Genomic DNA, 15,516 nt, shown 5'->3' on the forward strand with positions numbered 1-15,516 from the left:
TCTGGCGCCGTCAGGACGAGCAGGACTGGGTGGCGGTGGAGCTGGACAAACTGGGCGCGCGGTTGACGAACGGGGCGACCTGCTGCGCGGTGAGCACGTAACCGGTTTCCGCGTCGTCCAGGGCGGCGCCGAACACCACGCCGAACACCGAGCCGTCCGGGGCCAGCAACGGGCCGCCGGAGTTGCCCGAGCGGACCACCGCGCGCACCGTGTACACGTCCCGGACCACGGTCTTGGACGTGTAGATGTCGGGACCCTTGAGGTCGATCTGGTCGCGCACCCGGGCCGGGGTGGCCTTGAACGGGCCGTCCAGCGGGTAGCCGAGCACGATCGCGTCGTCGCCGACGGCGGCCGTGCGCGGGGCGAACGGCAGCGGGTCGATGTCCAGGCCGGGCACGGCGAGCACCGCGATGTCCACCTCGGGGTTGAACAGCACCACCTTGGCCGAGCGCGAGCGGCCGGGCCGGCCGGCGGGCTCCACGTTCACCTCGGAGGTGCCGGCGACCACGTGGGCGTTGGTGATCACGCGCTCCTTGGCGATCACGAAACCGGTGCCCTCGAGCGCGCGCGAGCACTGCAGCGCCTTGCCCCGGATCTTCAACACGCTGTCCGCCGCGCGCTTCACCGCCGGGCTGCTGGCCAGCGCCGCGTTGGGCGGGCCGACCTCGGTGATCGGGGTCTGGGCGAACGGGCTGAGCACGTCCGGGAAGCCGGACGAGTCGAGCAGCGCGCGCAGCTCGGACGGCAGCTGCCGGGCGCCCGGGGCCACGCCGCCGACGATCTCGTCAACCGCCGCGAGCACCTTCGAGCCGCGCACCCCGGACGCCAGCGCCGGGAAGCTGGCCGAGGCCAGCGGCAGCGCCACCAGCCACGCCGCCAGTACCACGGTGATCGCCTGCAGCACGGAGCCGAGGGCGGAGTCGACGCGCAGGGTGTGCTCCCCGGAGATCCGGTCCCGGATCTGCCGGCCGAAGTACACCCCGGTGACCTCGCCCGCCGCGACCAGCACCACCACCACGCCGATGCTGACCATCACCCGCGCCGTGGGGTCGGCCACGTTCTGCGCGATCAGCGGCGCCAGCCGCACGCCGATCACCGCGCCGCCCAGCACACCGATGAACGACAGCAGTGCCACCGCCAGCCCGTGCCGCCACCCGGAGATTCCGGCCAGCACCGCGATCAGCAGCACCAACACGTCGATCCAGCTCATCCGCCACCCCTACCGTGCCGCGCCAGCGAAGCCAGCGCCACCGCCCGCGACCGGGCGAACGCCCGGGACGGCGCACGCGCCGCCCGCCAGGCCTCGTCCAGGTCCAGTTCCCGGTCGCGCGGCCAGTCGCGCTCCCAACCGCCGAGGCGCAGCAGCGCGTCCACCAGACCACCGGTGAAGCCCCACACCACCATCCCCGCGACGTCGAAGGCCGGTCCGACCCAGCCCGACGGGTGTCGGGCCGAGAACCGGTTGTCCGGATCGGCCAGCTCGGCGATCGGGACCCGCAGCACGGCGGCGGTCTCCGCCGGATCGACCGGGCCGACCGCCACCGGTTCGCGCCAGTGTGCCAGCACCGGGGTCACCCGGAACTCGGACGGGGTGATGTACAGCTCGGGCAGCAGCGCCAGCGGGGCCACGCCGGCCGGGTCGAGGCCGGTCTCCTCGACCGATTCACGCAGCGCGGTAGCCACCGGGCCGCGGTCGCCCGACTCCACGCCGCCGCCGGGAAACGACACCTGACCTGCATGGTTGCGCAGGCCGCCGGCCCGTTCCTGCAGGAGCACGTCCGGCCCGTGCCGGTCGGTGTGCCCGAAAAGCACCAGTACCGCCGCGCGCCGGCCGACCACGCCGGGCGGCGGAAGGTCGTTCCGGCTCAGCGCGGCCGCGTCCGAGGTGGAAGCCGCGCGCACCAGCGGAACCAACCACTCCGGCGCCGCGGCCGGATCGACGCCCCGGTTCGTCGGAGCGGAACCGTTGGTCGCGCCGTCCGTCTCGGCGCCGCCGGCCGGGCGGGCGCCACCGTTCGTCCTCGGATCTGCCTGGTCGCAGGCGGCTGTGTCTCCGTCGGGCGCCGAACTGGGCGCCCGACCCAGCCCGGCTCCACAGGCTCCGCCGGTGTCACCGCCGGGCGCCGAACTGGGCGCCCGGCCCAGCCCGGCTCCGCATGCTCCGCCGGGGCTCACCGACCCGCCGTGCGGGCTCGGTCCACGGCGGCGGCCACCTCGTCGGCCGTGCGGAACGGCGTCGGCGGCTCCAACCGGGTGACCCGGCCGTCGGCGTGCAAGAGATAGCTGGACGGCAGCGCGGGCGGCATGCGCAGCGCGGCGGCCAGCGCGCCGTCCGGGTCGGCCACCACCGGCAGCCGCACGCCGAGGTCGGCGAGCAGCGCCAGCGCCGCCTCCGGCCGGTCCCGGCGCGCGTCCACGCCCAGCACCACCACCGCGCCCGGCCGGCCGGCGTACTCGGACAGCGCGGGCAGCTCCTCCCGGCAGGGCGCGCACCAGGATGCCCAGACGTTGAGCACCGCGTCCCGACCGGCCAGGCCGGCGGCCGGTTCCACCTCGCCGGGTGCGCCCAGGCAGGGCACCCGCACCCCGGCCAGCGGCCCGGCCGGGCGGGCGCCGGGCACCGGGGTGTCGGCGGCCGGTGCGCCCCCGCCGGCGTCGGCGGACGGGCAGGCCGGCAGGCCGGCGGCCCGCCGGGCGGCGCTCAGCTCGGCGCTGTCCCAGGCCACCGGGGGCGGCGGGGGCGGTTCGCTACCGGGTCCGCCGCCGGGGCCGGCGGTGTCCGACGACGGCCACAGCGCGATCACCGCGGCCGCGCCGAGCGCCACGACGATCCCGCCGGTGAGCCATTCGCCCCTGGTCAGACCGGTGCGTTGGGTCATGGCGCGACCAGGCCGGCCATGGCGAGCAGGTGTGCCGTCTCCGGCCCCTTGACCAGCTTGGCCGCCCGCTCCGGCTCGGTGGGGCCGGCGCCGTAGGACGGGCACTCGGCGGCCAGCGGACAGACCCCGCAGGCCGGGTTGCGCGCGTGGCAGATGCGGCGGCCGTGGAAGATCACGTAGTGGGAGACCATGGTCCATTGCGGCCGGGGCACCAGCGCGCCGACCGCGTGCTCCACCTTCACCGGGTCCTCCTCCGCGGTCCACGCCCAGCGCCGGACCAGCCGGCCGAAGTGGGTGTCCACGGTGATGCCCGGCACGTCGAACGCGTTGCCCAGGATGACGTTGGCCGTCTTGCGGCCGATCCCGGGCAGGGTGACCAGATCGTCCAGCTTGCCCGGCAGCACGCCGCCGAACTTCTCCTCGACCGCCGCGCCCAGGCCCATCAGGGAGTTCGTCTTGTTCCGGTAGAAGCCGGTCGGCCGGATCATCTCTTCCAGCTCGGTGCGGTCCGCGCCGGCGTAGTCGGCCGCCGTGCGGTAGCGGGCGAACAGCGCCGGGGTGACCTCGTTGACCCGCTTGTCGGTGCACTGCGCGGACAGGATGGTGGCCACCGCGAGCTCCAGCGGGGTGGTGAAGTCCAGCTCGCAGTGCGCGTCCGGGTAGGCCTGCTCCAGGATGCGGATCATCCGGCGGACGCGGCGGGTGCGACCCAGCTCACTCTCCCCGGCGGCGATGCGCGCGGCGAGCTTCTTGTTCGGTTGAGGAGCCGATCGAGCGACGTTCGTCACCTGGTCAAGGGTACGGCCGGACCCTGACAACCCGATCAGCGGGCGCGGGATGTGTACCCAGGGTGAGCGCACTGCACCGTCCAGGCGAACCCTGGCGACACGGCCACCCCCGCCGCGACTACGCACCGCGTGGTGCGAGAGACTCGGACCCACGATGACTGCCTGGCTTGCAATCCTGGTGCCGCTGCTGGTGATGTTCTTCGCCCTCGGCATGGAGCGCGTCGAAGCAAAGATGCGCGAGTCCGCCGTCCGCCAGGACGAGTTGGACGACTTCCTGGAGCGCGCTCGCCCGGACGAGGTGAAGGCGCTCTTCCGGTCCGGTACCAGCCGAGCACTCGAGCTGTTCCGGCTGCGCAACCGGGACGGCCGCCGTCCCCGACCCCATCCGCAACCGCGCGAGGCCGACCGTCGGCAACGTGTAGCTTCGTAAGATTCACTGGGGCGAAACGCCCTGGATATACCCCGTATGGGCCGTATTTGGGGTACTTGGGCGGGTCACGGTGGTCGCGGCGCTGGCGGCAAACACTAGACTGCCGTCCGATTGATCTGTTCCGGTCCGCGCGGACTCCCTACGCAGAGGGGCGTTCCCCGGCCGCGAGTTGAGGAGGGGCTATGGACGAGGTCCTGCTCCGCGCGGGCATTTTCCAGGGTGTCGAGCCGAGCGCGGTCGAGGCGCTGACCGGTGAGCTCGAGCCGGTCGACTTCCCGCGCGGGCACGTGATCTTCGCCGAAGGAGAGCAGGGCGACCGGCTCTACATCATCGCCAGCGGCAAGGTCAAGATCGGCCGCAAGTCGCCGGACGGGCGGGAGAACCTGCTCGCGGTGTTCGGCCCCTCCGACATGTTCGGCGAGCTGTCCATCTTCGACCCCGGCCCGCGTACCTCCTCCGCGACCACCATCACCGAGGTGCGCGCCTTCACCATGGACCGCGCCGCGCTGCGCGAGTGGATCGCCAAGCGCCCGGACATCGCCGAGCAGCTCCTGCGGGTCATCGCCCGCCGGTTGCGCCGCACCAACAACTCGCTCGCCGACCTCATCTTCACCGACGTGCCCGGCCGGGTGGCCAAGGCGCTGCTCCAGCTGGCCCGGCAGTTCGGTTCGCAGGAGTCCGGCCTGCTGCGGGTGACCCACGACCTGACCCAGGAAGAGATCGCCCAGCTGGTCGGTGCCTCCCGGGAAACGGTGAACAAGGCGCTCGCCGACTTCGCCCAGCGCGGCTGGCTCCGCCTGGAAGGCAAGAGCGTCCTCATCCTCGAACCCGAACGCCTGGCCCGCCGCGCCCGCTAACCCCTCACATCTCCGCGAGTCGGGGATTCAGGTACAGCGAGTCGGGATTTTGAGTTCGGCGAGTCGGGGATCTGGGTACGGCGCGCCGCTTCCCGCACTCCGGCTCTTCATGGATCATGACCCGACACCGGGGCTGACCTGTCGTCGCGCCGACGAGGTGGAGTGGCCCAGATTCCGGCGCGTACCTCAGCTCCCGACTCGCCGTACCCAGATCCCCGACTCGCGGGAGGGCGAGGGGTAAGTCGTTCGCCTTGGGACTATGAAAATGTGAGGCTGGGGGGATGGCCGCCTCCTTTGCCGACTACCGCGCCGCGCTGCGCTCTCCCGGTGCGATTGCGCCGCTGCTGACCTCGGCAATCGGCCGGTTCCCCATCGCCATGCTCGGGCTGGCGTTGCTGTTCTACGTGCAGCACGGGTACCAGTCGTTCGCGGCGGCCGGGTTCGTCGCGGCGGCCGCGCTCACCGGGGAGGGGACCGCTTCGGTGCTGCAGGGGCGGATCATCGACCGGCTCGGCCCCAGCCGGCCGCTGCTCGTCGCCACGATGATCTTCGGGTGCGCCGGGGCGGGCCTGGTGCTCGCCGTGGAGAACCGGCTGCCGGTGCCGGTACTGGTCGCGGCCGCGCTGGCGCTGGGGTTGAGCGCGCCGGCGCTGCCGGGGGCGTCCCGCGCGCTGTGGACGCAGCTGATCCCGGCCAGCGAGCGGCGCGACCAGGCGCTGGAGGCGGCTTACACGTACGAGGCGGTCAGCCTGGAGGTGTTCTTCATCATCGGCCCGGCGGCGGCCGCGTGGATGTTCGCGGTGGTGCCGTGGGCGGGGGCCGGCCTGGTCACGGCGGTCGCCGGCATCCTGGTCGGCGCGTTCTGCTTCGCGCTGACCCCGACCGTCCGCGCCCGCCGTCCCTCCGGCGCCCCTCGGGGGTCCGGGTTGGGCGCGCTGGCCAGCCCGGGCATGCGGGTCATCGCGATCGCCTCGCTGGGCTTCGGTTGCGTGGTCGGCGTGGTGGAGGTCGGGGTGCCGGCGGTGACCACGCACGCGGGTCAGCCGGCGCTGGCCGGGTGGCTACTGTCCGGCTGGTCGATCGCGTCGGTGCTGGCCGGGTTGCTGTACGGGCTGCGGCCGTGGCCACGCGAGCTGAGGCATCGGCTGCCGGCGCTGCTGGCCGGGTTCGGGATATCGGTGATGCTGATGGCCGCCGCTCCGGGGCTGGACAACGCCGGCCCGCACGGCCTGATCGTGATGAGTGCGGCCATGCTGCTCGCCGGTTGCCTGATCACCCCGCAGGTGACCGGTCACTCGCTGGGCGTGGAGCTCGTCGCGCCGCCCGGCACCGCCACCGAGGCGTTCGGCTGGGTGATCACGGCGGCGGTGCTCGGGCTGGCCGTCGGGCAGGCGCTGGGCGGCGCGCTGGTCGAGGCGGCCGGGGCCAACGTCGCCTTCCTGGCCGGTGGTGGCGCCGGGGTGGCGTTGGCCGTGCTGCTCTGGTTGCTGCGCCGGCACCTCGCGCCGGCCCCCATGCCGCCGGTTCGGCCCGCGGAAGTGACCGAATCAGCCTGCTGAAGTGACTGAATCACCCTGCTGAAGTGACTGAATCAGCCTGCTGAAGGCACTGAATCAGGTGGGGGTGCGCAGGTAGGTGAGTTGGGCTTCGACCGACCACTCGGCGGCGGGCCAGAGGATCTGGTCCACGTCGGCGTAGACCAGTTCGACTATCTGGCGGGCCGTCGCGTCGGGACCCAGGTCGCGTAGGGCGGCGCGGATCTGGTCCAGGCGTTCCTCGCGGTGCGCCAGGTACTCGCGGGCGATCACGCCGGCGTCGGCCAGCTCCGGGCCGTGGCCGGGGAGGACGGCCACCCCGGGGGGTAGTTCGGCCAGCCGGCGCAACGAGTCGAGGTACTCACCCAGCTTGCCGTCCGGGTGGTCGATCACCGTGGTGCCCCGGCCGAGGACGGTGTCGCCGGTGAGCACGGCGTCGTCGAGCAGGAAGCACAGCGAGTCGGAGGTGTGCCCGGGGGTGGCCAGCACCCGCAGCTCCACGCCCGCCGCGGCAACCACCGCCCCCTCGCCGAGGCCCTCGTCGCCGAGCACCAGGGACGGGTCCAGCGCGCGCACCGGGGCGCCGGTCAGCTCGGCCAGCCGGCGGGCGCCCTGGGCGTGGTCGTCGTGCCGGTGGGTGAGCAGGATCTGCGCCACCGGCCCCTGCTCGGCGATCAGCCGCAGGTGCCCCTCCTCCTCGTAGCCCGGGTCGATCACGATGAACCGCTCGGAGTCCGGCCCGCGCAGCAGCCAGGTGTTGGTGCCCTCCAGGGTCATCGGGCCGGGGTTGTCGGCGAGCAGCACGGAGGCGGTCGGGGTCACCTGGCGGGGCTTCTCGTACAGCGGGTGTTCCGGCCGTCCGGGCAGCAGTCCGCGCTTGGCCTGCTTGGGCTTCCGGGGCGGCAGCGGCACGGCGATGATGCCCTCGTTCTCGGGCAGCTCGACCAGCATCCGGTTGCCGTCCCGGCGGGCGCGCGGGATGAACGGGGTGATCGGCCGCGCCTCGCTGGCCCGCAGCGCGGCGGCCACGTCGGGGAAGTCGGCCAGCTGGCGCAGGCTCACCGAGGTCGGCGGCATGAGCAGGATCCGCCCGGCCTGTCCGTCCTCGGCCGCGTCGCCCGGGCGGCGCCAGCCGGCGGAGCGCACCTCGCTGGTCCGGTCGTCGGCCTGTTGCCCGTCCGGCAGCTCGGCCAGGAAGAACACCGTGTCGTAGCGGCGCGGCTCCACCTCCGGGGTGATCCAGTTGGACCACGCGTGCAGCAGGTCGGTGCGCAGTGACCAGCCCCGCCGGGACAGCACCTCGGCCAGCGAGGCGCGCTGGTCCACCAGCTCGGACCGCGCCCGGGCCAGCTCGTTGGCACTCGGCGTCAGCGGGCCGTCGGGACCGCCCGCGAGCAGCACGCCGCACTCCTCGAACGTCTCCCGCACCGCCGCGCAGACCAGCGCCCGGGACAGCTCCTCCGGCTGGCCCAGCCGTTCCGCCCACTCGGCCGGCGACGGCCCGACCCAGTCGACCCCGTTCGCCCGGTCGCGCTCGTCCACCCCGCCGCCGGGGAACACGTGCATGTTCGACGCGAAGGCCATCGCCCGCACCCGGTGCTGCAGGAACACCTCCAGCCCCGCCGGGGTGTCACGCAGCAGCAACACGGTCGCGGCAGGTCGGGGGGTCACCGGGGAGTCGACAGACATACTCGGACGATAACCCCGTTTCGCGGCGCCCACCGTTCGAGCAACCCCGGAGGTGTGCGCGCGTTGTCAGCCGGGCGGTACGCCGCGGAAGCCGTACCCGAAACCCCGACTCGCCGTACCTGAAACCCCGACTCGCCGTACCCAGATCCCCGACTCGCCGTACCTGGATCCCCGACTCGCCGTACCCGGATCCCCGACTCGCGGGATGGGGTTAGCACTCCACCAGGCTGACGGGGACGTTGGTGGCCAGGCCGCCGGTGGCGGTCTCCTTGTACTTGTCGCTCATGTCCAGGCCGGTGGCGCGCATGGTGGCGATTACCTGGTCGAGGCTGACGCGGTGGGTGCCGTCTCCGCGCAGGGCCATGCGGGCGGCGTTGATCGCCTTGCCGGCGGAGATGGCGTTGCGCTCGATGCAGGGGATCTGCACCAGACCGCCGATGGGGTCACAGGTCAGGCCGAGGCTGTGCTCCATGGCGATCTCGGCGGAGTTCTCCACCTGGGCCGGGGTGCCGCCGAGGATCTCGGCCAGCCCGCCGGCCGCCATGGAAGCCGCCGAGCCGACCTCGCCCTGGCAGCCCACCTCGGCCCCGGAGATCGACGCGCGCTCCTTGTACAGCGAGCCGATCGCCCCCGCCGCCAGCAGGAACCGCACCGCCGTGTCGTCCGGCGACTCCTTGCCCGCACGCGTGTAATGCACCGCGTAATGCAGCACGGCGGGGATGATGCCGGCCGCGCCGTTGGTGGGTGCGGTGACGATCCGGCCGCCGGCCGCATTCTCCTCGTTCACCGCCAGCGCGACCAGGTTGACCCAGTCCTCGGCGAACTCGGACGAGCGGTCCGGGTCCTCCGCGTCCAGCCGGCGGAACCAGTCCCGCGCCCGGCGGCGGACCTCCAGGCCACCGGGTAGCAGCCCCTCCTGGGTGATGCCGCGCAGCTGGCAGGCGACCATGACGTCGCGGATGTGCAGCAGTCGGGCCTGCACCTCGTCGACCGTGCGCAGGGTGAGCTCGTGCTCCAGCATCACCCCGCTCACCGACAGCCCGTGCTGCTCGGTCAGCAGGAGCAGTTCGGCCGCCGAGCCGAAGGCCCACTTGGCGTCGCCGCCCGCCGTGACCAGGACCGGGTCGGACTCGGTGACTACGAAGCCGCCGCCGACCGAGTAGTAGGTCTCGTCGAGCAGCGTGCTGCCGTCGGCGGCGGTGGCGATCAGCCGCATGCCGTTGGGGTGGCGGGGCAGCACGGTCAGGGGGTGCTTCTCGATGTCCTCCCGGGTGAGTGGCACCTCGGCGACCCCGCCGACCAGGACCCGCCCGGTCTCCCGCATGACGGCCACCCTTTGGTGCATGGCGTCCGGGTCGACGGACTCCGGGGCGTACCCCTCCAGGCCGAGCAGGATGGCCGGCTGGGTGCCGTGCCCGGCGCCGGTGGCGGCCAGCGAGCCGTACAGCAGCACCCGCACGGCCGCCACCTCCGGCAGCGCATCGCGCCCGCGCAGCTCGTCGACGAACCGCCCGGCCGCGCGCATCGGCCCCACCGTGTGCGAGCTGGAGGGGCCGATACCCACGGAGAACAGGTCGAACACCGAAACGGTCATAGTGGCTACAGCCCCGGGTAGAGCGGGTACTTGTCGGCCAGGAACCGGACCTCGGCGCCCAGAGCGCCCAGGTCGGCGTCCGGCGCGGCGAGCAGCGCGCGGGCGATCAGATCGGCTACGCGGGTGAAGTCGCCCGGGGAGAAGCCGCGCGCGGCCAGCGCCGGGGTGCCGATGCGCAGCCCGGAGGTGACCATCGGCGGGCGGGGGTCGAACGGCACGGCGTTGCGGTTCACGGTCAGCCCGATCGACTCCAGGCGGTCCTCCGCCTGCTTGCCGTCCAGCTCGGCGTGCCGCAGGTCGACCAGGATCAGGTGCACGTCGGTGCCGCCGGTGAGCACGCTGATCCCGGCTTCCTTCACGTCGGCCTGGCTGAGTCGCTCGGCGAAGGCCTTCGCGCCGTCCAGGCAGCTCTGCTGGCGGGCCGCGAACGCCGGCTGGGCGGCCATCTTGAACGCGGTCGCCTTGGCCGCGATGACGTGCTCCAGCGGCCCGCCCTGCTGCCCCGGGAACACCGCCGAATTGATCTTCTTCGACAGCTCGGGGTCGTTGGTCAGGATGAACCCGCCGCGCGGACCGCCCAGGGTCTTGTGCGTGGTGGAGGTGACCACGTGGGCGTGCGGCACCGGGGAGGGGTGCAGCCCGGCCGCGACCAGCCCGGCGAAGTGCGCCATGTCCACCATCAGGTAGGCGCCCACCTCGTCGGCGATCTCCCGGAACCGGGCGAAGTCCAAGTGCCGGGGGTAAGCCGACCAGCCGGCGATGATCAGCTTCGGCCGGTGCTCGAGGGCGGCTTCACGGACGGAGTCCATGTCGATCAGATAGTCCCGCTCGGCCACCCCGTAGGCGGCCACGTTGTACAGCTTCCCGGAGAAGTTCAGCCGCATGCCGTGGGTGAGGTGCCCGCCGGCGGCCAGGGAGAGGCCCAGGATGGTGTCGCCCGGGGTGAGCAGGGCGTGCATCACCGACGCGTTGGCCTGCGCCCCGGAGTGCGGCTGGACGTTGGCGAACCCGGCGTCGAACAGCCCCTTCAGCCGCTCGATGGCCAGCCGCTCGATCGCGTCCACGAACTCGCAGCCGCCGTAGTAGCGCCGGCCCGGGTAGCCCTCGGCGTACTTGTTGGTGAGCACCGAACCCTGCGCCTGCATCACCGACAGTGGGGCGTGGTTCTCCGAGGCGATCAGCTCCAGGCCGGTGCGCTGGCGTTCCAGCTCCTTGCCGATCAACGCGTGCACGTCCGGGTCGAACTCGGACAGCTCCTGGTTCAGCACGTCACTCATGCCGTCACTCCGTTCTTGGCCGCGTACTCGGCGGCGCTGAGCAGCTCACCGATCCCGGTAACTCTGACGCGCAGCAGCCAGCCGTCGCCGTACGGGTCCCCGGTGACCAGCCCGGGGTCGTCCACCGCCGCCGCGTTGATCTCGACGACCTCGCCGCTCACCGGCGGGTACAGCTCGGAAACCGTCTTGGTGGACTCCACCTCCCCACACATCTCGCCGGCGGTGACCGTGCTGCCCACCTCGGGCAGGTCCAGGAACACCAGCTCGCCCAGCGAGTCGGCGGCGACGGCGGTGATGCCGATCCGCACCGGCTCGCCCGGCAGCTCCGCCCCGGGGAGCAGCGACACCCACTCGTGCTCCTCGGTGTAGCCCCGATCAGCGGGAACGGTGATCTCAGCCATTGGTGTTTCTCCTGTAGAAGGGGGGTTTAACCACCGTGTAGGGCTCTTGGCGGCCTCGGATGTCGACGGTCAGCTCGGTGCCGGGCTCCTGGTGCGCGCCGTCCACGTAGGCCAGCGCGATCGGGTGGCCCAGGGTCGGGGACAGCGCCCCCGAGGTGACCACGCCGACCGGCGTGTCCCCGGCCAGGACCGGGTAGTCGGCCCGGGCCGCCCGCCGGCCGGCCCCGCGCAGGCCGACCAGCACCCGCTCCAGCGGCCGGTCCGCCCGCGCGGCCAGCGCGTCCCGCCCGACGAAGTCCTTGCCCAGCCGCACCACTCGGCCCAGCCCGGCCTGGTAGGGGTCGGTGTGCACGGTCAGCTCGTGGCCGTACAGCGCCATGCCGGCCTCCAGGCGCAGGGTGTCCCGGCAGGCCAGGCCGGCCGGTCCGCCGCCGTGTTTCCCGGTCGCCTCGAGCAGGGAGCGCCACAGGGTGACGGCGTCGGCGTTCGGCACGTACAGCTCGAAGCCGTCCTCGCCGGTGTAGCCGGTGCGGGCGACCAGTGCGCCCAGGCCGGCCACCCGGGCCTCGGTGGCCGCGTAGTACTTCAGCGCGGCCACCTCCTCCGCGTCGGCCCCCGGGGCAAGCGACGTGACGATCCGCTGCGCGGCCGGCCCCTGGACGGCGATCAGCGCGGTGTCCGCCGACTGGTCCCGCACGTCGGCGTCGAACTTCGCCGCGCGCCCGGTGAGCTCGGCGGCCACCGTCGGGGCGTTCGCCGCGTTGGCCACCACCAGGTAGCGGTCCTCGGCCAGCCGGTAGACCACCAGGTCGTCCAGCACGCCGCCGTCGGAGTTGCACAGCAGCGAGTACTTGGCCCGCCCGACCGCCGTCTTGGACAGCTCGCCGACCAGCGCGTAGTCCAGCGCGGCCGCCGCGCCGGGGCCGGTGACCGCGATCTCGCCCATGTGCGAGAGGTCGAACAGCCCGGCGCCGCCGCGCACCGCCCGGTGCTCGGCCAGCTCGCTGTCGTACTTCAGCGGCATCTGCCAGCCGGCGAAGTCGGTGAACGTGGCGCCCAGGCCGACGTGTTCGTCCAGCAACGGTGTTTTGGTCATGACGACACCTCGGCGAATGCCTCCGGAGCCGGGCAGGCGCAGACCAGGTTCCGGTCCCCGCGCACGCCGTCGATCCGGCGCACCGGCGGCCAGTACTTGGCCGCGCGCAGCTCCGGCACCGGGTAGGCGGCGGTCTGCCGGCTGTACGGCAGGTTCCACTCGTCGGCGGTGACCTGCTCGGCGGTGTGCGGCGCCTGCCGCGGCGGGCTGTCCTCCAGCGGCCACACCCCGGCGCCGACCTGGTCGATCTCCCGCTTGATCGTGACCATGGCCCGGACGAAGCGGTCCAGCTCGTTCCGGTCCTCCGACTCGGTCGGCTCGACCATCAGCGTGCCGTTCACCGGGAAGGACAGCGTCGGCGCGTGGAAGCCGAAGTCGATCAGGCGCTTGGCCACGTCCTCGGCGGTCACGCCGGTCTGCCGGGTGATCTCCCGCAGGTCCAGGATGCACTCGTGCGCGACCAGCCCGCCCGGGCCGGTGTACAGCACCGGGTAGTGCTCGTGCAGCGACCGGGCCAGGTAGTTCGCCGCCAGCACGGCGGTCTTCGTTGCGTCGGTCAGCCCGTCCGGCCCCATCAGCGCCAGGTAGGCCCAGGTGATCGGCAGGATGCCCGCCGAACCGTAGTTGGCCTGGGAGACCGGGGCTCCCGTCTGGCTGCTTCCGGGGCTGCCGGGGCTCCCGGGGTTGCCCGGGTCGCCGGGCAGGAACGGCGCCAGGTGTTCGCGCACCGCGACCGGCCCGACCCCGGGGCCGCCGCCGCCGTGCGGGATGCAGAACGTCTTGTGCAGGTTCAGGTGGCTCACGTCGCCGCCGAACCGGCCGGGCCGGGCCAGCCCGACCAGCGCGTTCAGGTTCGCGCCGTCCACGTAGACCTGCCCGCCGGCCTCGTGCACCAGGTCGCAGACCGTGCGCACGTCCGCCTCGTAGACGCCGTGGGTGGACGGGTAGGTGAGCATGATCGCGGCGATCTTGTCCGGGTGCTCGCCGATCTTCGCGCGCAGGTCGTCCAGGTCGATGTTGCCGTTCGGCGCGGTGGCCACCACGACCACGCGCAGCCCGGCCAGTACCGCCGAGGCGGCGTTGGTGCCGTGCGCGGACCCGGGGATCAGGCAGATGTCCCGGCCGTGCTCACCCCGCGCGGCGTGATAGCCGTGGATGGCCAGCAACCCGGCCAGCTCGCCCTGCGAACCGGCGTTGGGCTGCAGGGAGACCCGGTCGTACCCGGTGATCTCGGCCAGCCAGGTCTCCAGGTCGTCGATCAGTTGCCGGTAGCCCTCGGTCTGCGCGGCCGGGGCCAGCGGGTGGATGGAGGCGAACTCCGGCCAGCTGATCGGCTCCATCTCCACCGCCGAGTTCAGCTTCATGGTGCACGAGCCGAGCGGGATCATCGTGCGGTCCAGGGCCAGGTCGTAGTCGGCGAGCTTCCGCAGGAAGCGCATCATCGCCGTCTCCGACCGGTGCTCGTGGAACACCGGGTGCCGCAGGTACGGAGACGTGCGCGCCAGCTGCGCCGGCAGCGCCCGTGAGTGATTTGTGTGGCTATAGCCACACAAATCACTCACGGGCTCGGCGCCGAAGGCGCCGAGCACCTTCCCCACGACCTCGTTGTCCGTGCACTCGTCACAGGACACCCCGACGTGATCGGCGTCCACCAGCCGCAGGTTCACCCCCGCCGCATCGGCGCGCGCCACGATCTCCTGAGCGCGGCCCGGGACGTGCACGGTGACCGTGTCGAAGAAGTGCTCGTGCACCAGCCGGTGACCGGCCGCGCGCAGGCCTTCGGCGATGGTGGCCGCGTGCCGGTGGGTGCGCTCCGCGATCGCGCGCAGGCCCTCGGGGCCGTGGTAGACGGCGTACATCGCGGCCACATTGGCCAGCAGCGCCTGCGCGGTACAGATGTTGCTGGTCGCCTTGTCCCGGCGGATGTGCTGCTCGCGGGTCTGCAGGGCCAGCCGGTAGGCCGGCTTGCCGGCGGCGTCCACCGACACCCCGACCAGCCGCCCGGGCAGCATCCGCTCCAGGCCGGCGCGCACCGCCATGTACCCGGCGTGCGGCCCGCCGTAGAACAGCGGCACCCCGAACCGCTGCGCCGAGCCGACCGCGATGTCCGCGCCCTGCTCACCGGGCGGCTTGAGCAGGGTGAGCGCGAGCAGGTCGGCGGCGACCGTGGTGAGCATTCCCCGGTCGCGTGCCGCCGTGATCCAGGGCTCGATTTCCCGCACCCCGCCGCTCACCCCGGGGGACTGGATGACCAGCCCGAACGCATCGTCGCCGAGGTCCTCGGGACGCTGGGTGTGCAGGTCCACCAGCTCGACCTTGATGCCCAGCGGTGCCGTCCGCCCCGCCACGACGGCCAGAGTTTGGGGCAGGCAGTCCGCGTCCATCAGCACCCGCCCGTTGAGGGCGGGTTGGGTCGGGCGCCCAGTTTGGCGCCCGACGGAGACAGAGCCCTTGGACTTGTTGGCCCGGCGCATCAGCAGTACCGCCTCGGCCACGGCGGTCGCCTCGTCCAGCAGCGACGCGCCGGCCACCGGCAGCGCGGTGAGATCCTCCACCAGGGTCTGGAAAGTGAGCAACGCCTCGAGCCGGCCCTGCGAGATCTCCGGCTGATAGGGCGTGTACGCCGTGTACCAGGCCGGGTTCTCCAGCATGTTGCGGCGCAGCACGGCCGGGGTGATCGTGTCGTGGTAACCCTGGCCGATCATCTGCACGCGGGTCCGGTTGCGCCCGGCCAGCGCGCGCAGCTCGGCCAGCACGCGGTGCTCGTCGCGGCCTTCGGGCAGGTTCAGGGGGGAGCGGGTGCGGATCTGCTCGGGTACGGCCGCGTCGATCAGGTCGTCGAGGGTGCGGTAACCGAGGGCGCCGAGCATGCGCTCGATGGCCGGTGCGTCGGGGCCGATGTGGCGGGACGGAAAATTGCTGGTCACGGGGTGTCTCCAGGTTCGCCGTGTCCGGTGCGGGCACCAGACA

At 72.9% G+C, this 15,516-nt stretch carries 13 protein-coding genes; 3 read left to right on the forward strand and 10 right to left on the reverse strand.

Annotated features, from left to right (window positions below):
- Positions 1 to 10: 10 nt before the first annotated feature.
- The 4 genes from ABEB12_RS02380 to nth are packed head-to-tail and all read right to left on the reverse strand — an operon-like array spanning position 11 to position 3,667.
- Entirely contained in the window at positions 11 to 1,210 is a 1,200-nt protein-coding gene (locus ABEB12_RS02380; RefSeq protein WP_185058724.1) for a MarP family serine protease, read from the reverse strand.
- Positions 1,207 to 2,175, reverse strand: a complete 969-nt coding sequence (locus ABEB12_RS02385; protein WP_425572188.1) for an NUDIX hydrolase — start codon at positions 2,173 to 2,175, stop codon at positions 1,207 to 1,209. The genes ABEB12_RS02380 and ABEB12_RS02385 overlap by 4 nt, the downstream gene beginning before the upstream one ends.
- Complete coding sequence (locus ABEB12_RS02390) at positions 2,172 to 2,879, reverse strand: redoxin family protein (RefSeq protein ID WP_185058725.1); 708 nt, start codon at positions 2,877 to 2,879, stop codon at positions 2,172 to 2,174. Before ABEB12_RS02390 ends, ABEB12_RS02385 begins: the two co-directional genes overlap by 4 nt.
- Positions 2,876 to 3,667: an endonuclease III gene (gene nth, locus ABEB12_RS02395; protein WP_425572189.1), complete on the reverse strand. Its 792-nt coding sequence runs from the start codon at positions 3,665 to 3,667 to the stop codon at positions 2,876 to 2,878. The genes ABEB12_RS02390 and nth overlap by 4 nt, the downstream gene beginning before the upstream one ends.
- A 154-nt stretch (positions 3,668 to 3,821) precedes the next feature.
- Between nth and ABEB12_RS02400 the strand changes: the two genes are divergently transcribed.
- From ABEB12_RS02400 to ABEB12_RS02410, 3 genes are all read left to right on the forward strand, one after another.
- Entirely contained in the window at positions 3,822 to 4,097 is a 276-nt protein-coding gene (locus ABEB12_RS02400) for a hypothetical protein (protein WP_185058727.1), read from the forward strand.
- A gap of 182 nt (positions 4,098 to 4,279) precedes the next feature.
- Entirely contained in the window at positions 4,280 to 4,954 is a 675-nt protein-coding gene (locus ABEB12_RS02405) for a cyclic nucleotide-binding domain-containing protein (protein WP_185058728.1), read from the forward strand.
- Positions 4,955 to 5,235: 281 nt separating this feature from the next.
- Positions 5,236 to 6,513 carry an MFS transporter gene (locus tag ABEB12_RS02410; RefSeq protein ID WP_185058729.1) on the forward strand — a complete coding sequence of 426 codons (1,278 nt, stop codon included), beginning with the start codon at positions 5,236 to 5,238 and terminating at the stop codon, positions 6,511 to 6,513.
- A 54-nt stretch (positions 6,514 to 6,567) separates the two neighbouring features.
- Here the strand turns inward: ABEB12_RS02410 and ABEB12_RS02415 are convergent, their stop codons facing one another.
- From ABEB12_RS02415 to gcvP, 6 genes are all read right to left on the reverse strand, one after another.
- Complete coding sequence (locus ABEB12_RS02415) at positions 6,568 to 7,356, reverse strand: MBL fold metallo-hydrolase (protein WP_425572204.1); 789 nt, start codon at positions 7,354 to 7,356, stop codon at positions 6,568 to 6,570.
- Positions 7,357 to 8,389: 1,033 nt separating this feature from the next.
- A complete protein-coding gene (locus ABEB12_RS02420; protein WP_185058730.1) occupies positions 8,390 to 9,772 on the reverse strand; it encodes an L-serine ammonia-lyase in 1,383 nt (460 codons plus the stop codon).
- 5 nt (positions 9,773 to 9,777) lie between these two features.
- Complete coding sequence (gene glyA / locus ABEB12_RS02425; protein WP_185058731.1) at positions 9,778 to 11,049, reverse strand: serine hydroxymethyltransferase; 1,272 nt, start codon at positions 11,047 to 11,049, stop codon at positions 9,778 to 9,780.
- Positions 11,046 to 11,450, reverse strand: a complete 405-nt coding sequence (gene gcvH / locus ABEB12_RS02430; RefSeq protein ID WP_185058732.1) for a glycine cleavage system protein GcvH — start codon at positions 11,448 to 11,450, stop codon at positions 11,046 to 11,048. The genes glyA and gcvH overlap by 4 nt, the downstream gene beginning before the upstream one ends.
- Positions 11,443 to 12,546: a glycine cleavage system aminomethyltransferase GcvT gene (gcvT, locus tag ABEB12_RS02435; RefSeq protein WP_185058733.1), complete on the reverse strand. Its 1,104-nt coding sequence runs from the start codon at positions 12,544 to 12,546 to the stop codon at positions 11,443 to 11,445. Before gcvT ends, gcvH begins: the two co-directional genes overlap by 8 nt.
- Complete coding sequence (gene gcvP, locus ABEB12_RS02440; RefSeq protein WP_185058734.1) at positions 12,543 to 15,473, reverse strand: aminomethyl-transferring glycine dehydrogenase; 2,931 nt, start codon at positions 15,471 to 15,473, stop codon at positions 12,543 to 12,545. The genes gcvT and gcvP overlap by 4 nt, the downstream gene beginning before the upstream one ends.
- Positions 15,474 to 15,516 lie beyond the last annotated feature (43 nt).

The organism is Actinospineispora eucalypti (assembly GCF_039543365.1).
In the GTDB taxonomy this organism is placed as follows: Bacteria; Actinomycetota; Actinomycetes; order Mycobacteriales; family Pseudonocardiaceae; genus Pseudonocardia; species Pseudonocardia eucalypti.